This is a genomic window from Clostridium sp. AM42-4 (assembly GCF_003480105.1).
GTDB lineage: Bacteria > Bacillota > Clostridia > Lachnospirales > Lachnospiraceae > Brotaphodocola.
This window is the reverse complement of the sequence record NZ_QUIK01000009.1, coordinates 121,666-146,790: the sequence shown is the minus strand read 5'-3', so window position 1 is coordinate 146,790 and position 25,125 is coordinate 121,666. Positions and strand designations below refer to the sequence as shown.

Here is a 25,125-nt window from a genome sequence, read left to right as displayed (position 1 = left end):
GAGTTGCCGGAAGGCAACTCACACGGCCCTATTAAAGTTAATCAAATTGTTATTTCTTCTTATTCTTGTATTCTTCCAGCAGCCGCTCAAACTCTTCCTGATCACCGGATCGCTGCAGCCGCTGTCTTCTGCGTTTGCGGCGCTCGGCGAGGGCTTTTGCTTCTTTCTTTCTGGAGTAGATGATCCATCCTGCAATGCCGATCACGGCAAGGACGAGGAGCACGATCAGGATCGTGACCAGTACACCGGCGATGGAGAAGCTTCTGTGGGTGCGCTGTGAATCTGTAGCATTGGAGCTGGTGGCGAGGGAGCTGTTTGCGGTGTCAGCAGAGCCAGAGGCATTGGTACTGCCGTCTCCGGTTGTAGCTGAGGCACCGGTGCTGCCGTCCCCATTATCGATGGTAACGCCGTCTTTGACAAGCAGATAAGCAGTGCCGATCACGCGGTCGTTGTAGGTGTAGGTGAGGAGAGCCACGGCGTTGTCCGGGCTGACCTCTGGCAATGCGCCGAGGGAAATATCGGCATCCTCAAAGGAGGCACCGTTTGGCAGGGTAATGACGCTGTCCGGGTCGATCATCAGATCGGAGGCCTGGAAGGAACCCTTGTCCAGATTGATGGTTTCGTTTCCGGTGACATAGCGGCTTTCGTAGTCGGCCACGGTGTAATTCTGGAAGGAGCGGAACCCAAACTCCAGAAGTGCCTTTCCGTCTACAAAGTACTGGCGCGGCTGTCCTTTTAAGATAACGGATACGAGACGGCGGTTATCCTTGACTGCGTAGGTGACCAGGGTGTTGCCTGCTTTGATCAGGTAGCCAGTCTTTCCGGCAACGGCCTCCGGATAGTAGTAAGGGCTGCTCTGGTCCTCGGTGACACAGAGGCGGTGTTCTCCACGGATGGTGAAGCCGTCCGGATTCTGGGTGGTCGGCGCGATCTTATGGGTCGTAGCGGAGCTGATCTCGACCATGGTTTCATTGTCATATGCGGCCTGCGCGATCAGGGCCATATCGTAAGCGGAAACGTACTGGTTATCTCCGTTTAAGCCGGATGGATTTTCAAAGTGGCTTTCCTGGCATCCAAGCTCCACCAGTTTTTCATTCATCATGTCCACAAAGGCGGAAATGCTGCCTGCCGTATGCTCTGCCAGGGCATTGGCTGCCTGGTTGCAGGACACTAAAAGCAGGGAGTAGAGACAGTCCTCTACGGAAAGCTGGTCCCCGGCTACGACGCTGATTTTATTTCCGCTGTCTGCCTCAACCTGGTTGACAGCCGTCGTAGAAAATGTTACAGTATCATCCAGACTGCAATTTTCCAGAACGATGAGTGCTGTCAGGATTTTGGTAATGCTGGCTGGCGGGTAGGTCAGGTGGATATTCTGTCCATATAAAATGGCACCGGAATCCATATCCATGACAATGCCGGCCTCGGCCATAATGCCGGTATCGGAAGGCCAGTCGGGCTTAGCCCAGGCTGTCAGAATGAACAACTGGCATGTTAGGGCAAAACATACAAATTTTGTTATCTTTTGTTTCCATTTATTCAGCAATGTGCGAACCTCCTGTGTCCTTTTTCCGTCTGCGGTTTGGGTTCAAAAGCAAGGAACTTTGCGGTGTTTCCCGCATTTTGGCAAGACGGACCTGTCTAATCATACCTTATGTAAAATAAATATTCAACCAAATATTCCATGAAATATTCGTGAAATTGCCACTTCCATTTTCCCCATATTTGTAGTATCATAATCACTGCTACGACATATAGTTGTTAATAATATAAGAAAATACAAGATATAGTATATACGAGAGGGGTTTGGGCATGACTACGGATGTTAAGACTAATGTGATCAAGAGAAACGGCAAAGAGGTTTCTTTTGATGTCTCTAAAATTGTGAGCGCGATCACCAAAGCCAATGCCAGTGTCGATCATCTTCATCAGCTGAATGAATACCAGATCAACGCAGTGGCAGACATGATCGCAAAGCAGGTGGAAGAGGCAACGCATGCGGTAAACGTAGAAGATATTCAGGATATGGTGGAGACCGGCATCATGGAGATGCGCGGTTACGAGGTGGCACAGAAGTATGTGCGTTACCGCTATAAGAGAGAATTAACCAGAAAATCCAATACAACGGATAATGGCATCCTGGCTCTGATCGAGCACATGAACGAGGAAGTAAAGCAGGAAAATTCCAATAAAAACCCGGTGATCAACTCTACCCAGCGTGACTACATGGCTGGTGAGGTCAGCAAGGACCTGAGCCGGCGCGTGCTTCTTCCGGAGGACGTCGTGCGTGCACATGAGGCTGGCATCATCCATTTCCATGATACCGATTATTTCGCACAGAAGGAGCACAACTGTGACCTGATCAACTTAGAGGACATGCTTCAGAATGGCACGGTCATCAGCGAGACCATGATCGAGAAGCCGCACAGCTTTTTCACTGCCTGCAACGTTACTACCCAGATCGTGGCGCAGGTAGCCAGCAACCAGTACGGCGGACAGTCCTTCTCGTTGGCACACCTGGCTCCGTTTGTAGACATCAGCCGTAAAAAGCTGCGCAAGAACGTGATCGCAGAACGTGAAGAATGCGGGGAATCCTTAGATGACGCGATCATCGACCGCGTGGTAGAGCGCAGACTGCGCGATGAGATCAAGAGCGGTATCCAGACCATCCAGTACCAGCTCATCACCCTCATGACCTGTAACGGACAGGCTCCGTTTGTGACCATGTTCATGTACTTAGACGAGGTTCCGGAGGGCCGTACCCGTGATGACCTTGCCATGATCATCGAGGAAGTCATGATCCAGAGAATGCAGGGCGTTAAGAATGAAAAGGGCGTGTGGATCACCCCGGCATTCCCGAAGCTGATCTATGTTCTGGACGAAGACAACATCACCGAGGATTCCAAATACTGGCATCTGACTGAGCTTGCAGCGAAATGTACCGCAAAGCGTATGGTACCGGATTACATCTCAGCAAAGATCATGAAGGAGATGAAGGGTGGAAACGTTTACCCGTGCATGGGCTGCCGTTCCTTCCTGACTGTTGAGGATTCCCAGAGAAACCCGGATGGAAGCCACAAGTTCTACGGACGTTTCAACCAGGGCGTTGTGACCATTAACCTGGTGGATGTGGCATGCTCCTCTGAGGGCGATATGGACCGCTTCTGGGAGATTTTTGAGGAGCGCCTGGAGCTCTGTCACCGCGCACTGCGCTGCCGTCATGAGCGCCTGCTTGGAACCATTTCCGATGTAGCGCCGATCCTGTGGCAGAACGGGGCCCTGGCAAGACTGAAAAAGGGTGAGACCATCGACAAGCTTCTGTTTGACGGTTACTCCACCATTTCCCTTGGCTACTGTGGCCTTCATGAGATGTGTGTGCGCATGACCGGAAAATCCCACACGGACCCGGCTGCAAAACCGTTCGCGCTGGCTGTGATGCAGAAGATGAACGACAAGTGCAGGGAGTGGAGAGAGGCAGAGAACATCAGCTATTCCGTATACGGAACACCGATGGAGTCCACCACCTACAAATTTGCAAAATGCCTGCAGAAGCGTTTCGGCATCATCCCGGGAGTTACCGATAAGAACTACATTACCAACAGCTATCATGTGCATGTAACCGAGGAGATCGATGCATTCAGCAAGCTGAAATTTGAGTCCGAGTTCCAGAAGCTGTCTCCGGGCGGAGCAATCAGCTATGTGGAAGTACCGAACATGCAGCAGAATATCCCGGCGGTTCTCTCTGTCATGAAGTTCATCTATGAGAACATCATGTACGCAGAGCTGAACACCAAGAGCGACTATTGCGAGTGCTGCGGCTACGATGGCGAGATTAAGATCGTCGAAGACGAGTCCGGCAAGTTAGTATGGGAGTGCCCGAACTGCGGAAACCGTGACCAGGACAAGATGTCTGTGGCACGCCGTACCTGCGGTTACATCGGAACCCAGTTCTGGAATCAGGGACGCACCCAGGAGATCCGTGACCGTGTGCTGCATCTGTCTACAAAGAGCAGCGTGTCTGTCGATGGCGGCACAAGCAGTTCATCAGCGGTATAAGTAAGCGGGGGTAAATTATGAAGTATGCGCAGGTATTTACGTGCGATATTGCAAATGGCCCCGGCTGCCGGACCTCTTTGTTTGTTTCCGGCTGTACGCACCATTGTAAGGATTGCTTTAACGAGGTCGCGTGGGATTTCAATTACGGCAGAGAGTTCGACAGCCAGGTGCAGGATGAGCTGATCAAAGAGAGCAGACCCTCTTACATCGATGGTTTTACCTTTCTTGGCGGGGAGCCGATGGAAGTTGCAAACCAGAAGGCACTGCGTCCGTTTCTGGAACGGATCCGGACGGAGCTGCCAGGAAAAAATATCTGGATCTATTCCGGGTACACCTACGAGGAACTGACCGACCCGCACAACACACGGTGTCATAGTGAAGATACGGATGCCATCCTTGCAATGACGGACGTACTTGTAGATGGAAGATTTGAACTGGATAAAAAAGATATTACCCTAAGATTTCGGGGGTCCTCCAACCAGCGGGTCATTGATGTGCCGGAAACCAGAAAGAATGGGCATATCGTGCTGAGCAAATATGGAGAGAAAGAGAAGCTATTATAATAATGAGAGTCATCGGCGGTTGCTGCCGGTGGCTCTTTTCATTTCATGTTTTATAAATTCTAACATTTTTATGAAAATTATGGCGCACACTCCCGCGTGCCTTGCACCTGAGGAAAATTAATGGTATACTGTCGTGGTAAATTACCCGTATTGCGGCCAGCAGGGCCAAAAGAGCGGAAAAGCGTCCGGCTCCGGGCACCTTCCGGGCAGAAAACAGCAGCCATTTTGCGGCTCTGCAAATGAAAGGAATACCATGTCTTCAAACAATGAATACGCGATCCAGGTACAGGACGTGAGCAAAATATATAAGCTGTACGACAAACCGATCGACCGGTTAAAGGAATCGCTCAGCTTAACCCATAAAAATTACCACAGGGACTTTTTTGCGCTGAGTGACATTTCATTTAATGTGAAAAAAGGCGAGACGGTGGGCATCATCGGAACTAATGGTTCCGGAAAATCGACGATCTTAAAGATCATTACCGGAGTCCTAACGCCGACGAGCGGTCAGGTCCGGGTGAGCGGAGTCATCTCAGCGTTGTTAGAGCTGGGAGCCGGGTTTAATATGGACTACACCGGCATTGAGAACATCTACATGAACGGAACCATGATGGGCTTTTCCAAGAAGCAGATGGATGAAAAGCTGCCGGATATCCTGGAGTTTGCGGATATCGGGGATTTCGTTTATCAGCCGGTAAAAACCTATTCCAGCGGTATGTTTGTGCGGCTGGCTTTTGCGCTGTCTATCAACGTGGAGCCGGAAATCCTCATTGTCGATGAGGCACTTTCCGTGGGAGATGTCTTCTTCCAGTCGAAGTGTTACCGGCGCATGGAGGAGATCCGCAAAAACGGCACGACCATTCTTATGGTTACCCACGATATGGGCAGTGTCATCAAATATTGTGACCGGGTGGTGCTCTTAAATAAAGGACACTATGTGGCTGAGGGCGCGCCGGGCAAGATGGTGGATTTATATAAGAAGATCCTGGCAAACCAGATGGACGATCTGGAAGAGGAGCTGCTGGAGATGAATGATTTTTCCGGCGGGATGGACTCTGACGCGGCAGGAGCCGGTGCGAAGGGCGCGTCTGGTGAAATGGTAGACAGATCAGCAGCAGGAGCTGGCGCGGATACCAGCGAAAATGCAGCAGGAACGGCAAAGGGTCAGGACGGCGCAGCAGGCCATGCGCATAAAAAGCACAGCGGCCTCATGAAAGACAAGCTGACCATCAACCCGAACCGCACCGAGTACGGAAACGGCAAGGCCGAGATCTACGATCTTGGTATGTTCGATGAACGCGGCAACTTAACGAATCTTTTGTTAAAGGGTGAGTATTTCACAATCAAGGAAAAAATCCGTTTCCATGACAGCATCCAGTCACCAATCTTTACCTACACGATCAAAGATAAAAAGGGGGCGGACTTAACCGGAACCAACACGATGTTTGAGGGTGCCGAGATCCGTCCGGTGAAGAACGGCGATGAGTACGAGGTGAATTTCCGCCAGAAGATGACGCTCCAGGGCGGTGAGTATCTGCTTTCCATGAGCTGCACCGGCTTTGAGCAGGGCGAGCACACAGTGTATCACCGGCTGTACGATGTAGCGAATATCACGGTCATCTCGAATAAGAATACCGTGGGTGTGTACGATATGGAATCTGAGGTGAAGGCTGTGCTGAAGCCTGCAGGCTCCGGAAATACGGAATCCGGGAATGTTTGAGACAGAAATCGGTTTGATCTGAGCGCAAACATGACGAACAAGGAACGTGAAGATAAGAAAGAGGTTTTTAGAGCATGAGAAAGATTGATGATGAGATACAGGCGCTCCTTTTGGAGCACCGCGGGGATATCCGCTCCATCTTACAGGACAACCACCGGTTGGACCTTCTGTATGCCCTCTCTTCCCAGCGGGAGCTCCTGCTTGAGTGGTATGAGTTTGAGCCGGATGCAGAGGTGCTGCAGGTTGGTGCCGATTACGGTGCGCTGACCGGACTGCTGCGCACCAGCGTGAAGCAGGTCACTGTGCTGGATGAGACGGAGTCTGCGCTGGAGACGGTAAGACAGCGTTATCCGGGTGCAACAAACATTCATTATTGCAAGGACAGCCTGATGGGCTTTGCAGGCGAAGCCTGCGCCGAGGGGAAAAAGTACGACTATGTAATTTTTGCCGGAACACTGGCAGCACCGTATGAGGAGCATATCCGTGCGGCAAAATCGCTGCTGAAGCCGACCGGTATTCTGATCGTGGCAGCAGCCAATGCGCTTGGCATGAAGTATTTTGCTGGAACCTCCGAGGAGGAGAATGCCCTGACGAAGCGCCAGTTAACGGAGCTTCTCTGCAGCGAAAAAGAGACACAGAGCATGGCAGAGGAAAGCGGTGCCCTGAAGTTCTATTATCCGATGCCGGACTATAAGACCCCGGTGAGCATTTATTCCGATGCGTATCTGCCAAAGAAGGGTGATCTGACCCGGGTAACCCCGGCATACGATTACCCGCCATACCACATGATGGAGATGGGCGAGAAGTTTGACACAGTCTGCGAGGCAGGTCTGTTTGATTTATATGCAAACTCTTATCTGGTGTTCTGGAGCGCAGATCCAAAGCAGCTCCACAAGGATGATGAGCGGATTTTTATCAAATATAACAAGACAAGAAGAGAAGAATTCCAGATCAAGACCTGTATCTGCGAGCGAAATGCAGCAGGAATGTCGGAAACATCTGGTGCAGCGGCTGGAAACAGCAGTGCAGCAGCACCGGTCAAAAAAGAGCGCTACGTGGAAAAAGCCGCTTTAAGCCTGGATGGCAGCGCCCACATCGCTTCTTTTAAAGAAAAATATGAAAAGCTGACGAAGCAGCACCGGACCTTAAAGGTAACGGAGCCAAAGTTTGCCGAGCACCGCAATTCGGTTTATTTCCCGTATCTTGTGGGGCAGACCTGTGCGGAGAAGCTGGGTGAGCAGTTAGAGGGCGGACAGCTTCCGCTGGATGTGCTGCAGATCGTCATGAACCAGATCTACGACATCAGCCCGGAGTGCCGCAGTGCGTTTACCAGAACCGCAGAGTTCGATGAGGTGTTTGGCGCGGACTTAACGGAGGAGGAGCAGAATCTGCTGCTTTCCGATACCGCCTGCGAGGTTTCCAACATCGATGCCTTGTTTGAGAATATGCTGCTGACGCGGGAGGGCATCTACTGCCTGGACTACGAGTGGGTGTTCTTATTCCCGGTTCCGGAGCATTTTGTGAAATACCGCATTTTGTACTATTTCTATGAGCAGTACAGCAGTGTGTTAAAACAGCTGACCTTAGAGCAGATCCTGGATTCGTTCGGTATCACGCCGGAGATGGCAGAAGTATACCGGAAGATGGAGGTAAACTTCCAGAATTATGTGCACGGTGAGAACCAGCAGCTGTACCTGGGCAATTACATGGTTTATTCCCGTACCGTGCGTGACATCCGCCAGACGGAGAGTGACCTTGCGCGGGCAAGGGAGCGCATTGAGCAGATGAAGATCCACAGCCGTGAGAAGGATGTGACTATCCGCAAGATCACGGAAGTTCAGCGTCTGACTAACAACCATGTAACGAACTTAGAGGCCATCATCCATAACCATGAGCATGAGATCGGTGAGATGGCAAAGACCCTGAATTACTTAAATAAGCATGAGGCGATTCTCTTTAAGATCCGCCGGAAGCTGGGCGATAAGTTTAACCAGAAGTATCCAAAGGGATCGGTAGAGCGAAAGAAGCTTCATTATAAGAAAGAATACATGCTGCATCCGCTTCGCTCCATGAAGCTTTACTCGACACCGGAGGGACGAAACCTGCGTGATGGCGATTTCAACATCGGTGAGATTTACCGGGAACACGGCCGCCTGAAGTTTGAGAAGGTGGAGAACCCGACCGTTTCCATTATCATTCCGGTATACAACCAGATCCACTATACCTACGCGTGCCTGCTTTCTATTTTAGAGAACACGAAGGATGTTTCTTATGAGGTCATCATCGCGGACGATGTGTCCACGGATGCGACCGAGCATCTTTCCGAGTACGCGGAAGGACTGGTCATCTGCAGAAACAGCACAAACCAGGGCTTTTTACGTAACTGCAACAACGCAGCGCGTCATGCCCGTGGTAAATATGTGATGTTCTTAAACAACGATACTCAGGTGACCGAAAACTGGCTTTCTTCCCTGGTTCAGCTCATTGAGTCGGACCCGACCATCGGAATGGTAGGCTCCAAGCTGGTTTACCCGGATGGACGTCTGCAGGAAGCAGGCGGCATCATCTGGAGCGATGGTTCCGGCTGGAATTATGGCCGTCTGGATAATCCGGATAAGCCGGAGTACAACTACGTCAAGGACGTGGACTACATTTCCGGTGCAGCGATCCTGCTTTCCAACGAGCTGTGGAACCAGATCGGCGGCTTTGATACCCGGTTTGCACCGGCCTACTGCGAGGACTCCGACCTGGCATTTGAGGTGCGCAAGGCAGGTTACCGCGTGGTATACCAGCCGAAGTCCAAGGTCATCCACTTTGAGGGTGTTTCCAACGGTACCGATGTACAGGGCACCGGCTTAAAGCGTTACCAGGTTGCCAACAGCAAGAAGCTGAAAGAAAAATGGGCAGACGAGTTTGCAAAGCAGTGCGAGAACGATGGCAATCCGGATCCGTTCCGTGCCAGAGAGCGCAGCATGGGCAAGCCGATCATCCTGGTGGTGGACCACTATGTGCCGACCTACGATAAGGACGCCGGTTCCAAGACCACGTACCAGTACTTAAAGATGTTCTTAAAGAAGGGCTATGTGGTGAAGTTCCTCGGTGATAACTTCATGAACGAGGAGCCGTATACCAGCGAGCTGGAGCAGATGGGCATTGAGGTGTTATACGGACCGGAGTACCAGGTCAAGATCTGGGACTGGCTGCGTGACCATGGCGATGATATTGCAGTGGCGTACTTGAACCGCCCGCACATCGCATCCAAATACATTGATTATATTTTAGACAATACCGATATCAAGGTGATCTATTACGGACATGACCTGCACTGGCTGCGGGAAAGCCGTGAATACCAGATCACGAAAGATCCGAAGATCCGCGAAGATGCGGAATACTGGAAATCCATTGAGTTTACGCTGATGAGCAAGGCGGCCGTTTCTTACTACCCGTCTTACATTGAGCGTGATGCGATCCATGAGATCGACCCAACCATCAACGTGAAGGATATCACCGCGTATGTGTTTGATGAGTTCAAGTCCGACATACAGGAAGACTTTGCGAAGCGCAATGGTCTCTTATTCGTCGGTGGCTTCGCACATCCGCCGAATGCAGATGCAGTGCTCTGGTTTGCAAAGGATATTTACCCGCGCATCCGTCAGAAGATGAAGGCAGCCGGAGTCACTCCGCCAGAGTTTATTGTGGTTGGATCTAAGGTAACCGATGAAATCAAAGCTCTGCAGCAGCCGGGCAATGGCATCATCATCAAGGGCTTTGTATCCGAAGAAGAATTGAGCGAGCTTTATGCGACCTGCCGCGTGGTGGTTGTACCGCTGCGTTACGGTGCAGGCGTGAAGGGCAAGGTGGTCGAGGCAATCTACAACGGTGCCCCGATCGTGACTACATCCATCGGTGCGGAGGGAATCCCGCAGGTGGAGGATGTACTGTTGGTGGAGGACGAGCCGGAGGCATTTGCCGAGACCGTGACCCGTCTTTACCAGAGTCCGGAGGGCTGCAAGGCACTCTGCGAGAAGACCCAGAGCTACATCCGCACGCATTTCAGCATGGATGCAGCATGGAAGGTTATCGAGGATGATTTCAAACGATAATGGATTCCGGGCTGGGATTGCCCGGATGGAGAATTTGGTTGCTGTGTATGCATGCGCAGACAGCAGCAGAACTTGAAAAAGAAAGAAAACAGCCGTTTAGGCGGCGCAGGAGGAAGAAATGCAGGCAATTTTACTGGCCGGCGGTCTGGGTACCAGGCTTCGGAGTGTGGTGAGTGACCGCCCGAAGCCGATGGCACTGATCGGCGAGAAGCCTTTTATGGAGTATGTGGTGCACGAACTTTCAAAGCACGGCATCACGGATATTATCTTTGCCGTGGGTTATAAGGGTTCCATGGTGGAGGAGTATTTCGGGGACGGGAGCGGGTTTTTAGCTCCGGATGGAACACCCATCACCGTTCACTATGCTTATGAGGAAGAACTTCTCGGAACAGCCGGGGCCATTAAAAATGCCGGCAGATTTGTGACCGAGGACAGCTTTTTCGTCCTGAATGCGGATACCTTTTATCAGATCGACTACAGCCGTCTGGTATCCATGCAGCAGGAGTCGGATCTTGACATGGCACTGGTGCTTCGCGAGGTGCAGGACATTTCCCGTTACGGGGCAGCCATTCTGGAAGAAGGACGGCTCACCGGCTTTAACGAGAAGAGTCTGGAGGCAAAGCCGGGCACCATCAATGGCGGCGTGTACCTGATGAAGCGTGCACTGCTGGACGAGATTCCGGCGGGAAAGGTTTCTCTGGAAAACGAGATGATCCCGAAATGGCTGAAGGAGGGCCGGCGTTTAGGCGGCTTTGTCAATGACGGTTACTTTATCGATATTGGCATTCCGGAGGCATATTATCAGTTTATGGAAGATGTAAAGAAAGGAGTTGTGGTATGGTAATCAGAGGACGTGCACCGCTCCGTGTCAGCTTCGGCGGCGGCGGTACAGACGTGGCACCTTTCTGCGTAGAGCAGGGCGGAGCCATTATCGGCAGCACCATCAACAAATATGCGTACTGTTCCATCGTTCCGAGAGAGGATGACCAGATTATCGTCCACTCTCTGGACTTTGATATGACCGTCAAATACAATGCGAAGGAGAACTTCGTTTACGATGGACGGCTGGACCTGGTAACCGCTGCCTTAAAGGCCATGGATATCAACCAGGGCTGCGAGGTTTACTTACAGTGTGATGCTCCGGCCGGTTCCGGTCTTGGAACTTCTTCTACCGTTATGGTTTCCTTACTTACGGCCATGGCACGCTGGAAGGGCATTGAGATGGATGCGTACCGCCTGGCAGATCTGGCTTACCAGGTCGAGCGTGAGGATTTAAAGATCGACGGCGGCTATCAGGACCAGTATGCGGCAACCTTCGGCGGCATCAACTTTATTGAGTTCCACGGCCGCAACAACGTGGTGGTAAACCCGCTGCGCATCAAGAAAGATATTCTGCACGAGCTGCAGTACAACTTGCTTTTATGTTATACCGGCAACATCCATGTGTCGGCGAACATCATCAAGGATCAGGTGAAAAACTACGAAAAGAAAGATGCCTTCGATGCCATGTGCGAGGTGAAAGCCCTTGCCTACGCGATGAAGGATGAGCTTCTGCGCGGCAATCTGCACAGCTTTGGTAAGCTTTTGGACTATGGCTGGCAGAGCAAAAAGCGCATGAGCAGCAAGATCACCAACCCGCAGATCGACGAGCTTTACGATGAGGCCATTAAGGCCGGTGCGCTGGGCGGAAAGCTTCTTGGCGCCGGTGGCGGCGGTTACCTTCTGATGTACTGCCCGTACAATGTCAAACACAAGGTGGCAGACCGCATGGAGCAGATGGGTGGCCAGCTGGCAGACTGGAACTTTGAGCTGCGCGGCGCCCAGTCCTGGATCGCGGATGAAAACCGCTGGGACTACAACGAGGTGAAGGTGCATCTGCCAAATGGAGACTACGAATTCAAATTGTAGTATTTTGGAAAATTGGAAAGAATTTAACGAGATCCGGACAGGAAAAGTTTTGTCTGTCCGGGAAGCACGTAGAAATAGGAACATAGCATGGAAAAAGTAATATTTCTGGACCGGGACGGTACGCTGAATAAAGAAGTCAACTACCTGCACCGCAAAGAAGATCTGGTGCTTCTGCCCGGAGTGCCGGAGGCTTTAAAGGCATTTAAGGAGCAGGGCTATAAGTTGGTGGTGATCACCAACCAGGCCGGTGTGGCTCGCGGCTACTATACCGAGGACGATGTAAAAGAACTGCACCGTTACATGAACGAGCTGCTGGAAAAAGCGGGAGCGGGCATTGACGCATTTTATTACTGCCCGCATCACCCGGAGCATGGCATCGGAAAGTACAAGATCCAGTGCCATTGCAGAAAGCCGGAGACCGGCATGTTTGAGATGGCAGAGCAGGATTTTACTGTGGATAAAAGCAAGTCCTGGATGATCGGTGATAAGCTGATCGATATCGAAGCCGGACGCAATTACGGAGTCCGCACTGTGCTGGTGGGAACCGGGTATGGTGCCGGGGTTCATGAGGAGCAGAAAAAACAGGGAGATTTCCCCTACGATCTGTACGCAGAAGATTTGTTGGAGGCATACGATGAAATTAACAGAGAAACAGCAGGAAATCTTTGAGGAATTGTTTGTGCGTTACCCGGTCTTAAATAAGAACCGGGATGATATTTTGAAGGCTTATGAGATGTTAAAAGCCTGCTATGAAAACGGCGGAAAGCTTCTGGTTGCCGGAAACGGCGGAAGCTGCGCGGATGCGGAGCACATCGTTGGCGAGCTGATGAAGGGCTTTAAAAAGCGTCGCCCGTTAAGCGAAGAATTGCAGAAACGCCTGGCAGAGGAGCATGCCGGTCACGGGGCAGAGCTCGCACGCAGTCTGCAGGGCAGTTTACGGGCTATTGCTTTAGATGGACACCCGGGACTTTCCACGGCATTTGCCAATGATGTAGATGCGGATATGATCTTCGCCCAGCAGGTCTGTGGATATGGGGACAAAGGCGATGTATTCCTGGGGATATCTACCTCCGGAAATTCCAAAAATGTGGATTATGCCGTGACCGTTGCGAAGGCGAAAGGCTTAAGCGTCATCGGTCTGACCGGAAAAGACGGCGGTCTTTTAGGAAAACGTGCCGATGTGGCGATCATTGTGCCGGAGCCTGAGACATTTAAGATTCAGGAACTGCATCTTCCGATTTATCATGCACTGTGTCTGATGCTGGAAGAGGCATTTTTTGAAGAGTAAGTATACGAGAAATCCCATAGATAATAAAGAAAAAACCAGTACGAAAGAAGAATGCTTTCGGAAAGGCTGGAAAGAAAACAAATAGCAAAACAAAAAAGAGAAACAAAGTAAAAACAGGAAGGAGGCCGTTAGGATGCCCGATCATACCTTTGCAATCTGCGCTTATAAGGATTCTCCGTATCTGGATGCCTGCATTCATTCCCTGAAGCGGCAGTCGGTAAAGTCAAAGATCATTCTCTGCACTTCCACACCGAGTCCGTTTCTGGAGGCGATGTCGAAGATCCACGATATCCCGCTCTATGTGCGGGAGGGAAAGAGCGATATCCAGGATGACTGGAATTTCGCATACGAGAAGGCGGATACCCGTCTGGTGACGATCGCACATCAGGATGACTGCTATCACCGGGATTACGCAGCGGAAGTAAAACGATGCTGGGCACGCTATCCGGATACGACTGTGTTTACCACGGATTGCGCGATCTTAAAAGGGGAGACCTTAATGCGCCCGGGCATGATCCAATTTATCAAAATGCTTCTGCGCCTGCCGCTGCGTCTGCACGTTCTGGCAGACCGGACCTGGGTGAAGAAAGCGGCGCTGATGTTTGGAAACCCCATCATCTGTCCTTCCTGTACTTATAATAAAGAAGCGCTTGGCGCACCGCTGTTTGATTCTCCTTATAAATTTGCGCTGGACTGGGATACCATGTGGAAGCTGGCAGAGCGCCCGGGACGTTTCGTGTGCGTGGAGCGCCCGCTGATCCGCTACCGGATCCACGATGGGGCAACGACAAAGGCCTGCATCGAAAATCACCAGCGTGCGGCAGATGAGACGGCCATGTACGCAAAAATCTGGCCGAAGCCGGTGGTAAAGCTGCTCATGCATTTTTACCGCAAGGCATATTCTGCGTACGAAGAGGGATAGCAGCGGGAATATTCGCTGATGCTCACAGGCGGGAATTTGCAAAACGGAAAGTTCTGCCGCAGGCAGCAGCGTAACGAAATTTGCATTGTATATCGAGAAGGCGCAAAGAAAGCGCCTGCTGATTGGAGTATATAATTATGGAAAAGATGGAATTTAGCGGAAAGCAGAAGGCGGAGGCCATGCAGTACCAGTGGACCAAACGGGCAGACGTTTTGAAAAGCGAAGCCCTGATCCTGATCCTGCTGACGGCCTTTGCCTTTGTAGTAAACCGCCATATGGAGATCAAGGGCCTTTACATGGATGATCTCTATCAGTGGTTCTGCTTTAACGATAACCCGTTTATCGCGGCGGTGTTTACCAGCGGCGGAACCCGTTTCCGTGCCCTGTATAATCTGGTGGCATGGACGGAAATGAAATTATTCGGCACTCATATCAACTGGTATGTGCCTTTTAATATTGTGCTGAACTCTTGCCTTGCCTACAATCTTTACCGCATGGCAAAACGGTTCAGCCATTCTGCGTATGTGGGAATTCTCTGTGCGGTCATGTTTTTGATGTCCCGCATGTCCTACTATCAGATCGGTCAGGCACTGGGACTCATGGAAACCATGGCGATGTGGATGGCGCTTGGGATTTTGTATTTCCTGCTGGAGTATTTAGGCAGTGAGGATGAGGCAGAAGGAAGCCGGAAATTTTATCTGGCTGCAGTTTTGTATTTTTGTGTCTGCCTGGTCCATGAGCGCTATATGGTGCTGCTTCCGCTGTTTTACTTTTCCCTGGTATTTAAGCTTTCGAAGAACTGGAAGCTCTGGGCTGCGCCGACAGCCAGTTTTGCCCTGATCCAGCTTCTGCGTTTTATTTTTATCGGAACCATTTCCCCTCCAGGAACCGGCGGAACGGATGTGGTGGATACCATGTCGATCAGTTCAGTTCTGCATTTTGTGCTGAGCCAGATCGCTTATATCTTTGGAATCAACGCAGGTCCGGAGCATTTAAACGGGCAGAACTTCCGGGAAGCTCCGCTGTGGGTAACGATTCTCATTGCCCTGGCAGACCTGATGATCGCATTTCTGGTTCTGGCGTTTGTGATCCGTGTCCTGCACAAGGGTAAGAAAATCGTGCCGTACCTGCAGAAAGCATTTTTGTTTGTGGCATTTATCGGTGCCTGCATCGTCTGCTCCAGTGTGACGATCCGTGTGGAGATGCGTTGGGTGTATGTTTCCCTGGCGGCAGCGCTGTTATTCCTTTCCTGGATGTACGGCACGCTGACGGAGCAGATGGCAAAGCGGGGCCGCTGGGTTCAGGCGCTTCCGTACTTAAGCCTGTTTACCTTGTATGTGCTGTTCATGCTTCCGGTGGAGCATTATTACCGGGGACTTTTCCCGAACCTGTATTACTGGGCTGACCAGGAACGCTACAATGCGCTGGCAGAGGAAACCTACGGGCAGTACGGTGTTGGCATTTTCGGAAAAACAATCTATATTGTAGGCGATAAATTCGAGATGGATAATTTTACCCAGGCAGAGTTCTTCCGGGTGTTTGACCGGTTAAACCGCGAGGACTGCGTGAAGGTTGTCCACATCAAGGATCTGAGAGATATCGGACTCATTACCGATGACATGCTGGTGATCCAGGAGGACCCGGAAAACAACCGCTTCCAGGATATCACGCATGCAGCTTCATTATTTAAATGCCGTCCGATCTACGGATTTTACGACGACGGCTGGCTGGATGAGCGCGCATCGGTTCAGGTGATGGCAGGAAGCACCGGAGAGATTCATTTGAATTTCAACTATCCGCGTGACCTGACTAAGGACCAGTGGCTGACTGTGTATGTGAACGGCGAGCCGAAGGAATACATCAACTTTACGGAGCAGAATGAGGAATGCACGATCCAGGTAGAGCCGTATGAGCCGGTGACACTGCGGTTCGAGAGTAATTTCTTTGTACCGAATGCACTGGAGAAGCGCGGTGTGACCCGTCTGGCAGTGTTACTGAAAATGACAGCGGACTAAGATAAACATAGCTGTTGTGCGCAGCATGTGCAGGAGATGGAGACGGAATGAGACTGCGCACAGGACGTCGACAGAAAATGAGTAGGACCGACAAAACCGTCAGTTTGAGACTGAAATGGTCGGAGAGGAAAAAACGGAGGAAAGAAGATGAAGGTTGTAATTCTGGCAGGTGGTCTGGGAACCCGGATCAGCGAGGAAAGTCATTTAAAGCCGAAGCCGATGATCGAGATCGGCGGACGGCCGATCTTATGGCATATTATGAAATACTATTCTGAGTTTGGATTTCACGATTTTGTGATCTGCCTGGGATATAAGCAGTATGTGGTCAAGGAGTTCTTTGCAGATTATTTCCTGCATACCTCCGACGTGACCTTTGACCTTGCGAACAACAAGATGGAGGTCCACAACAATTATGCGGAGCCGTGGAAGGTAACCCTGGTTGATACCGGGTTAAATACCATGACCGGCGGCCGCGTGAAACGGATCCAGCCGTATATCGGGGATGAGCCGTTTATGCTGACCTACGGTGACGGTGTCTGCAACGTAGATTTAAAGGGACTGGTAGAGTTCCACAAATCCCATGGAAAGACCGCAACCATTACAACGGTCAGCATCGACCAGCAGAAAGGTGTGCTGGATATCGGACCGGATAACGAGATCCGTTCCTTCCGCGAGAAGGCAGCTTCGGACGGAGCCATCATCAATGGCGGCTTTATGGTGCTGAATCCAGAAGTCTTTTCCTATTTAAAGGATGACACCACGGTGTTTGAGCAGGAGCCGATGACCCGCCTGGCAGCTGAGGGACAGCTGATGTCCTTCTACCATGACGGCTTCTGGCAGTGCATGGATACCCAGCGAGAAATGCAGCTTTTAGAGAAGCTGTGGCAGTCTGGTAAGGCACCGTGGAAGATCTGGAAGGAATAAATGTGCGGCGCAAAGCACGATGGAAGATCTGGAAGGAATAGAAAACGTGCAGGATGCTGCAAAAACAAAATGGGCTGGCTGCGGACATGCAGAGGCCATTGGGAGAGAATGATATGAATTACGATCTGAATGCATGCAGGGAATTTTATCAGGGAAAGAAGGTTCTGGTCACCGGACACACTGGTTTTAAAGGCTCCTGGCTGTGCCGGATCCTGACTCTTGCGGGAGCACAGGTGACAGGCTATGCGGCCGAGGCACCGACTGACCCGGCTTTATTTTCCATCGCCGGGCTGGAGACAACCATGGACAGTGTGATCGGGGACATTCGGGACTTGAAGCATTTAAAGGAAGTGTTTGACCGGGTACAGCCACAAATCGTGCTGCATCTGGCGGCACAGCCGATCGTGCGCAATTCCTACAAGGATCCGGTCTATACTTACGAGACCAACGTGATGGGAACGGTGAATGTACTGGAGTGCGTGCGCCAGACTCCGTCAGTGAAATCCTTTTTAAATGTAACCACGGATAAGGTTTACGAGAACCGGGAGTGGGAGTACGGCTACCGGGAGTGCGATCCGTTAGACGGCTATGATCCTTACTCCAACAGCAAATCCTGCTCGGAGCTAGTAACACACAGCTACCAGAAATCTTTCTTTGCGGATGGACACTGTGCAATTTCTACCGCACGTGCGGGCAATGTCATCGGCGGCGGCGACTTTGCGAACGACCGGATCATCCCGGACTGCGTGCGTGCCATGGCAGCAAAAAAAGAGATCGTGGTGCGAAACCCGTATTCTACCAGACCATTCCAGCATGTATTGGAGCCGCTGTTTGCGTATCTGGAAATTGCCCAGAGACAGTATGAGGACCAGACTTACCAGGGATATTATAATGTAGGACCGGATGAGTGTGACTGCGTGACAACCGGTGAGCTGGTAACCTTGTTCTGCAAACTTTGGGGTGAGGGTGCATCCTGGGTCAACAAGCATGACGGAGGCCCCCATGAGGCAAACTTCTTAAAGCTTGATTGTTCCAGAATCAAGAAGACCTTTGGATGGAAGCCGCACTGGCATATTGAGGATGCGATCGAGAAGACCATCATCTGGTCGAAGGCGTATCTGGCCGGGGAGGACATGAAGCAGGTAATGGATGCGCAGATCAGGGAATATTAAAAACGGTAAGAAATTGGGCGGAGATAAATCGGTATCCCCCACTGACATGAGGCAAATCACAGTCAGTTTCCGTGAAATTATCGACTGTGGATTGAAATAATCATGGATTGAAACAAAATAGGAGATAAACATATGGAAAAAACACAGGAGCAGGCACGCCAGGAAATCCTTGACCTGGTAGCGGATTACTGCAGAACCTATCATATTAATAATAAGAAGACTTACGAACCGGGAGACCGCATTCCGTACGCATCCCGCGTTTACGATGAAGCAGAGATGGTGAATCTGGTGGACAGCGCACTGGAATTCTGGCTGACCTCCGGACGCTACACCGATGAGTTTGAGGCAAAGCTGGCAGAGTATCTGGGGGTGCGCTACTGTGCACTGGTAAACTCTGGTTCCTCCGCAAATTTAACAGCGTTTATGACGCTGACCTCCCCGCTCTTAAAGGAGCGCCAGGTGCGCCCGGGCGATGAGATCATCACTGTGGCAGCCGGTTTCCCGACGACCGTGACTCCGGCCATCCAGTACGGCGCAGTTCCGGTATTCGTGGATGTGACCATTCCGCAGTACAATATCGACGTGACTCAGTTAGAGGCTGCTTATTCTGAGAAGACCAAGGCGGTGATGATCGCCCATACCCTGGGAAATCCGTTCGACTTAAAAGCAGTGAAGGCGTTCTGTGATCGCCATAACCTGTGGCTCATCGAGGACAACTGCGATGCCCTGGGAAGCCGATATACACTGGACGGCGTAGAAAAATTTACCGGAACCGTGGGCGATATCGGAACCTCCAGCTTCTATCCGCCGCACCATATGACCATGGGCGAGGGTGGTGCTGTCTATACCGACAACCCGCTGCTTAACAAGATCATCCGTTCCTTCCGTGACTGGGGACGTGACTGTGTCTGCCCGTCCGGCAAGGACAACCTGTGCGGACATCGCTTCGACCGCCAGTACGGCGAGCTGCCGCTGGGCTATGACCATAAGTATGTTTACTCTCATTTCGGCTATAACTTAAAGGCAACCGACCTGCAGGCATCCATCGGATGTGCACAGCTGGATAAATTCCCGGGGTTTGTAGAGCGCAGACGCCATAACTTCGACCGCTTAAAGGCAGCTCTTGCCGATACCACAGACAAGCTGATTCTGCCGGAGCCGTGTGAAAACTCCAGACCGAGTTGGTTTGGTTTCCTCATTACTTGCAAGGAAGGCGTGGACCGCAATGCGGTGGTCCAGTATGTGGAGAAGAAGGGCGTGCAGACCCGTATGCTGTTTGCCGGAAACTTAACCAAGCATCCGTGCTTTGACCAGATGCGTGCGGAGAACCGCGGTTACCGTGTCGTGGGGGATTTAAAGAACACCGACCGCATCATGCAGGATACGTTCTGGGTTGGTGTGTACCCGGGCATGAGCGATGAGATGATCGATTACATGGCTAAGACCATCCGTGAGGCAATCGACCAGGAAAGATAAGTCCGTTCGTTGGAGAAAAACATTTCAGCAAAATCCGTTGCTGTTTGCGCAGTGTATGAACAGCAACACAGAGTCTCAGGCTGCCGGGCAGATTCGCTGAGAAGAAAATCCGACAGCCGGAAAAGAGGGCGAATATGCAGTACGATTTAACGAAGGTCCATGAGATCAACTTGAAAATCTTAAAGGAGATCGACCGGATCTGCAGAAAATATAAGATCAAATATATGCTGGACGGCGGCACGCTTTTAGGAGCGGTCCGTCACAAAGGCTTCATCCCGTGGGATGATGATGCGGATATTGCATTTACCCGCAGCAACTATGAGGCATTTTTAAAGGTAGTAAAACGGGAACTCCCGGACACCATGGAGCTTCTGATGCCGGAGGATTTCCAGGGCGGCAAAGCGTTCTTTGACTTTACAGCCCGCGTCATTTATAAAAACAGCCGCCGCCATGAGAACACGCCAGAGGTGCAGTATTACGAGGGCAAGTTAAACCACCTCTGGGTAGATCTTTTCATCATCGATGAGCTCCCGGAGAACAAGGCAGCAGCAGGGTTTACCCGTCTGCTTCACAAGAGCATTTACCTGCTGGCAATGGGACACCGTTATCACCTGGATTTTTCCAAGTACAGTCTGTTCCATAAGCTGGCGGTGGGCGGAGGCTCTGCAGTCGGAAAACTGATTCCGATGAAGCTGATCTTTAAGCTCCAGCATGCAGCAGCCTTAAAAGATAAACATGGGCGCAGCAGTCTGCGCTACTACAGCAACTATCAGCCGGATTATCTGTATGTGACGATCCAGAAGGAATGGTGTGAAGAAATTACGGATGTGGAATTTGCAGGCACCACACTGATGGCATCGAAGCATGCGCATGAAGTTCTGACCTGGGTATACGGCGACTACATGAAGCTGCCGCCTGAGGCAGAGCGCGTACCAGCTCATTCCACCGTAGACATCAAAGTATTTGACGAAGAAGCATAGACGAGGAAGCATGATGGAAAAGAAATTATCGGTAGTGGTTTCGGTCTACAACGAAGAACAGGCCCTGCCGCTGTTTTACGAGACAACGAAGCTGATCCTGGAGATTTTGCCATGGGACTATGAGCTGCTCTTTGTTAATGACGGAAGCCGCGATGACAGCCTTTCCATACTAAGGGAGTTTGCAGCCCACGATGAGAAGGTGAAGGTTGTTTCTTTCTCACGGAACTTCGGGCATGAGGCAGCCATGATCGCCGGAATCGATTACGCAAAGGGAGACGGGATCGTCTGCATGGATGCAGATCTGCAGCACCCGCCGGAATGTCTGCCGGAGATTGTGCGCAAGTTTGAGGAAGGCTGTGGCGTCATCAGCATGGTGCGGACAAAAAATAAATCCGCAGGACTGATCAAGAACATCACATCGGCTGGTTTTTACTGGGTTATCAACACCCTTTCCGACGTGAAATTTGAGCCGAACGCATCGGACTTTTTTGCAGTATCGAAGGAAGCAGCGGATGTGCTCCGGAAGAATTACCGCGAGAAGGTGCGCTTCCTGCGGGGATATGTTCAGAGTATTGGTTTTCAGAAAGCAACCATTACTTATGAGGCCCACGACCGGGTGGCAGGGGAAAGTAAGTATAGCTTACGAACGCTGCTTGTGTTCTCCATGAACACGATCATGTGCTTTTCCAACCTGCCGTTAAAGCTTGGCATTTATGCCGGAGCCTTTGCGGGACTTCTCGGCGTGGCTGTGATGGTCTACACCTTATTTACCCGCCAGGGAGCGCCGAGCGGCTATGCCACGATCGTGATCTTGAACTGTTTTATGTTCGCGATTCTGTTTCTGATCGTTGGCATTATCGGAGAGTACATCGCGATTTTGTTCAGCGAACTGAAAGACCGGCCGATCTACATCGTGGAGGAAACGCAGAACATTGCTTCGCAGAACAATGTGGCGTGTGACGAAGAGAATAAATAAAAAAGAATGTGCCTTGGCACATTCTCGCGTCGAGGCGCGGTTGCTTTGGCAACCATCTACCTTTGCGCCGAGTGCGCATCCTTGCGGAGTAATTTTTGCTTCATAGGACGCAATTTCCTATGAAGCAAAAATCCGCCGGAAATCTAATCCGGCGGATTTGCCATAAATTTATTTTTGCTCTTTGAGATACGCATCCGCATCTTTGAAGAACGACGTGATGATCAGCAGCATGATGATGCCGACCGGGAAAGCTGCGATGATGGATACAGTCTGCAGGTTGGACATGGAGTTCTCGGAAAAGATCAGGGCCAGCGGCAGCAGAATCAGGAAGATTGCCCAGAACAGCTTCACGTTCCGGTGCGGCTCCTCATCACTCTTTAACTCCTTATACGTGTAGGTGGAAGCCACCATGGTGATGGAGTCAAAGGATGTGGAATAGAAGGTGATCATGCACAGGACTAACAGGACGAGCACGGCTTTGGAAAGCGGCAGCTGTCCCAAAATATCCAGGATCGCCTGGTAGAGGTTTCCGTCTGCGGCATAGGAGGAGAGCACATCCAGCTTTCCGTGCATCTGCAGACCGAGTCCGTAGTTCCCCATAATAATAAAGGAAGTGAAGGTTCCGGAAAGACCGAATACATAGCCGCCCAGGATAACCTGGCGCAGCGTGCGGCCCTTGCTGATGGAGCCGATGAAGAACGGAACAGCCACGCACCATACCATCCAGTAGGCCCAGTAGAAAATGGTCCAGGTCTGCGGGAAGGAGGAAGTCCTGAGGGAATCCGTCCAGGTGGAAAGACCGATAAAGTTCTGGGTCATATTGCCCAGGGCGGTGATGCCTTCTTCAATGATGAAGCGGGTCTGGCCACCGAAAAAGAATACATAAGCCAGGAGACCGAAGAACAGCCAGGTACAGGTTGCTGCGGAGAGCTGCACGCCTTTCATGCCAAAGTAGACGCTGAAGGTATAGATCGCGCATACGACAACCAGAATGACCAGGGTCAGGCCGGTGCTCTGCGGAATGCCGGTCACATTGCTGATGGCACCTGCCAGAAGCGGTGTCGCCAGGGAGAAGGTTGTGGCGGTTCCGGCGAGGAGTGCGAAGACTGCAATCAGGTCGATCAGCTTTCCAGCCCAGCCATCCACACGGTTTCCCAGAACCGGACGGCAGGCTTCGGAGTATTTCTGGCGGGAACGTTTGCGGACATGGAGCATGAAGCCGAATGCCGCGGACAGCACCAGATAAAAGCCCCACGGGATCGGTCCCCAGTGGAACAGCGGGTAAGTGGCAGCCCACTCATGTACCGTTCCCATTTCCGCTGTATGAGGATCTGATGCATATAAGATCCATTCGCAGCAGGAGTAGAACAGAATGTCAGCCGCCAGTCCGGCGGTGAAGATCATGGAACCCCACTGGAACCCGGAGTACAACGGGCGCTCTGCATCGCCTAAGCGGATCTGTCCGAACCGGGAAAAGGCAATGTAGAGGGAGCAGATGAAGACGCCCAGTCCGATGATGAGGTAATAGCTGCCCATCTCATCACCCAGGAAATTGCGGACTGCGCCGATGGCAGCAGTAGACTGCTCCGGGCTTACGACAAACCAGGCGCAGAGCGCCAGGATGCAGAAAAAGGGAACTAGTGTGGTAAACCAGTCAATCTGTCCGAGCAGTGATTTTTTCTCGGAAAGGGAGTGGTTAGTTTGATGTTTCATAGCGGCCTCCTGTTCAAAAAAACTTAAAATCGAATTATATTGAACATCATAGCACCGCAATGCGGAAAAAGCAAGGGGATTATATGAGAAGATTTGGCAGAAGACACAGATTTAGAAAAAGCGGAAGCAGAAAGATCGGCTGGCAGATGGAAATGTCCATCGACCGTGCCGCATCGAGACGGTACCGCAGCTACCGGCAGCACAGGAACGTGTGGAGTCTGATCCTTGGAATCGTTCTGGTACTGGTGCTGGTTTTTGGCATTGTGTTTGCAGTACGCGGTGCAGTGCGGGCAAAACAGGGAAAAGCGACGGAATCTGCCCACAAGACGGAGCAGACCGGAAACAGCGGAGCTTACGAAAATGTAGAGCTGGTGACCGAAGGGGAAAAGCGAAAAGAGCTGGAGGCGCAGGGAAAAAGCGAGCAGGAAATCGACGCGCTGACCAAACCGATCCTTGGAGGAGCCGAGCTTACCATGTTAGCCGGACAGACCAAGGCCCAGATGATGTCCTTTCTTCTGGAAACAAAAGAAGGAAGCCTGATCGTGGTAGACGGCGGCTGGTGGGATGATGCAGATCATCTGACCGAAGAAATCAAAAAGCGCGGCGGTCATGTCAGCGCCTGGTTTCTGACTCACGCCCACACCGATCATGTGGGAGCCCTGTTAAACATCCTGCAGAGCGAGGCAGAGGGAAAGGACAGCGGCATCACCATCGACCATATCTACTATGATTTTGCATCCCTGGACTGGTATAAGACCCATGAACTGGGGGATCTTGGTACCGCAGATGCGATCCTCAAGGCACTGGCGGCCCTTCCCAAGGGAGAGGCATGCCCGGTGAAAAAGGACGATGAGATTCTGGTGGACGATGTTTGCATCACCGTCTTAAATGACCGATACGAGCCGGATGATGACCACGTCGGCGAGCGGGACGGAAACGATGCCAGCATGGTTTACCGGATGTTAGTCAATGGCGTGACGATTCTGTTTACTGGAGATCTGCAGGTAGATGGCGGAAACCATGTGCTGGAAACCGTTGCAAAGGAAGATTTAAAAGCCGACATTGTTCAGATGGCGCACCACGGACAGCATGCCGTGACGAAAGAATTTTATGAGGCAGTCAGCCCGAAGATCTGTATGTGGCCGACACCGCAGTGGCTGTGGGATAATGAAGGAGATCAGTATACAACGCCGGAGACCAAGGCGTGGATGAAAGAACTGAATGTAGAAAAGCATTACTGTATGAAAGATGGAGACCAGGTGGTCCGGTAAGGATCGCTGGTCTCCATCTTTTCTTTTGTTTGTACTGCATA

The 25,125-nt window shown here is 51.4% G+C and carries 18 protein-coding genes; 16 read left to right on the top strand and 2 right to left on the bottom strand.

Translation table 11 applies throughout. From position 1 onward, the window contains the following. Positions 1-49 precede the first annotated feature (49 nt). A complete protein-coding gene (locus DW922_RS09215) occupies positions 50-1,543 on the bottom strand; it encodes a D-alanyl-D-alanine carboxypeptidase family protein (protein ID WP_243032161.1) in 1,494 nt (497 codons plus the stop codon). A gap of 266 nt (positions 1,544-1,809) precedes the next feature. Between DW922_RS09215 and nrdD the strand changes: the two genes are divergently transcribed. From nrdD to DW922_RS09140, 15 genes are all read left to right on the top strand, one after another. Beyond that, positions 1,810-4,053 carry an anaerobic ribonucleoside-triphosphate reductase gene (gene nrdD, locus DW922_RS09210; protein ID WP_118718733.1) on the top strand — a complete coding sequence of 748 codons (2,244 nt, stop codon included), beginning with the start codon at positions 1,810-1,812 and terminating at the stop codon, positions 4,051-4,053. A 17-nt stretch (positions 4,054-4,070) separates the two neighbouring features. After that, on the top strand, positions 4,071-4,616 hold the full coding sequence (gene nrdG / locus DW922_RS09205) for an anaerobic ribonucleoside-triphosphate reductase activating protein (protein ID WP_118718734.1): 546 nt from the start codon (positions 4,071-4,073) through the stop codon (positions 4,614-4,616). A gap of 253 nt (positions 4,617-4,869) precedes the next feature. Beyond that, entirely contained in the window at positions 4,870-6,336 is a 1,467-nt protein-coding gene (locus DW922_RS09200) for an ABC transporter ATP-binding protein (RefSeq protein WP_118726434.1), read from the top strand. 74 nt (positions 6,337-6,410) lie between these two features. Next, positions 6,411-10,439: a glycosyltransferase gene (locus DW922_RS09195; RefSeq protein WP_118726424.1), complete on the top strand. Its 4,029-nt coding sequence runs from the start codon at positions 6,411-6,413 to the stop codon at positions 10,437-10,439. Between the two features lie 118 nt (positions 10,440-10,557). Beyond that, positions 10,558-11,283 carry a nucleotidyltransferase family protein gene (locus DW922_RS09190; RefSeq protein WP_118726423.1) on the top strand — a complete coding sequence of 242 codons (726 nt, stop codon included), beginning with the start codon at positions 10,558-10,560 and terminating at the stop codon, positions 11,281-11,283. After that, positions 11,277-12,347, top strand: coding sequence for a GHMP kinase (locus DW922_RS09185; RefSeq protein WP_118540270.1), 1,071 nt, complete (start codon positions 11,277-11,279; stop codon positions 12,345-12,347). The genes DW922_RS09190 and DW922_RS09185 overlap by 7 nt, the downstream gene beginning before the upstream one ends. A gap of 87 nt (positions 12,348-12,434) precedes the next feature. Beyond that, complete coding sequence (gene gmhB / locus DW922_RS09180) at positions 12,435-13,016, top strand: D-glycero-beta-D-manno-heptose 1,7-bisphosphate 7-phosphatase (protein ID WP_118726422.1); 582 nt, start codon at positions 12,435-12,437, stop codon at positions 13,014-13,016. Further along, positions 12,982-13,635: an SIS domain-containing protein gene (locus tag DW922_RS09175; RefSeq protein WP_118706443.1), complete on the top strand. Its 654-nt coding sequence runs from the start codon at positions 12,982-12,984 to the stop codon at positions 13,633-13,635. Before gmhB ends, DW922_RS09175 begins: the two co-directional genes overlap by 35 nt. Before the next feature lie 133 nt (positions 13,636-13,768). Further along, a complete protein-coding gene (locus tag DW922_RS09170) occupies positions 13,769-14,557 on the top strand; it encodes a glycosyltransferase family 2 protein (RefSeq protein ID WP_118718736.1) in 789 nt (262 codons plus the stop codon). Between the two features lie 137 nt (positions 14,558-14,694). Then, positions 14,695-16,572 carry a hypothetical protein gene (locus DW922_RS09165; protein ID WP_118726421.1) on the top strand — a complete coding sequence of 626 codons (1,878 nt, stop codon included), beginning with the start codon at positions 14,695-14,697 and terminating at the stop codon, positions 16,570-16,572. Between the two features lie 147 nt (positions 16,573-16,719). Then, a complete protein-coding gene (gene rfbF, locus DW922_RS09160) occupies positions 16,720-17,496 on the top strand; it encodes a glucose-1-phosphate cytidylyltransferase (protein ID WP_118726420.1) in 777 nt (258 codons plus the stop codon). A 113-nt stretch (positions 17,497-17,609) separates the two neighbouring features. Next, positions 17,610-18,668 carry a CDP-glucose 4,6-dehydratase gene (gene rfbG / locus DW922_RS09155; protein ID WP_118726419.1) on the top strand — a complete coding sequence of 353 codons (1,059 nt, stop codon included), beginning with the start codon at positions 17,610-17,612 and terminating at the stop codon, positions 18,666-18,668. A 132-nt stretch (positions 18,669-18,800) separates the two neighbouring features. Next, entirely contained in the window at positions 18,801-20,144 is a 1,344-nt protein-coding gene (gene rfbH, locus DW922_RS09150; protein ID WP_118726418.1) for a lipopolysaccharide biosynthesis protein RfbH, read from the top strand. Positions 20,145-20,278: 134 nt separating this feature from the next. Then, the gene (locus DW922_RS09145; RefSeq protein ID WP_118718740.1) at positions 20,279-21,124 is read left to right on the top strand and encodes a LicD family protein; all 846 of its coding nucleotides are present in this window, start codon (positions 20,279-20,281) and stop codon (positions 21,122-21,124) included. 13 nt (positions 21,125-21,137) lie between these two features. Beyond that, positions 21,138-22,100, top strand: coding sequence for a glycosyltransferase family 2 protein (locus DW922_RS09140; RefSeq protein ID WP_118726417.1), 963 nt, complete (start codon positions 21,138-21,140; stop codon positions 22,098-22,100). A 168-nt stretch (positions 22,101-22,268) separates the two neighbouring features. On the opposite strand, the gene DW922_RS09135 is transcribed toward DW922_RS09140, so the two are convergent. Then, the gene (locus tag DW922_RS09135) at positions 22,269-23,813 is read right to left on the bottom strand and encodes a BCCT family transporter (protein WP_118726416.1); all 1,545 of its coding nucleotides are present in this window, start codon (positions 23,811-23,813) and stop codon (positions 22,269-22,271) included. Between the two features lie 83 nt (positions 23,814-23,896). On the opposite strand from DW922_RS09135, the gene DW922_RS09130 reads away from it, so the two are divergent. Then, complete coding sequence (locus DW922_RS09130) at positions 23,897-25,084, top strand: MBL fold metallo-hydrolase (protein WP_195715039.1); 1,188 nt, start codon at positions 23,897-23,899, stop codon at positions 25,082-25,084. The last annotated feature ends 41 nt before the right edge of the window (positions 25,085-25,125 follow it).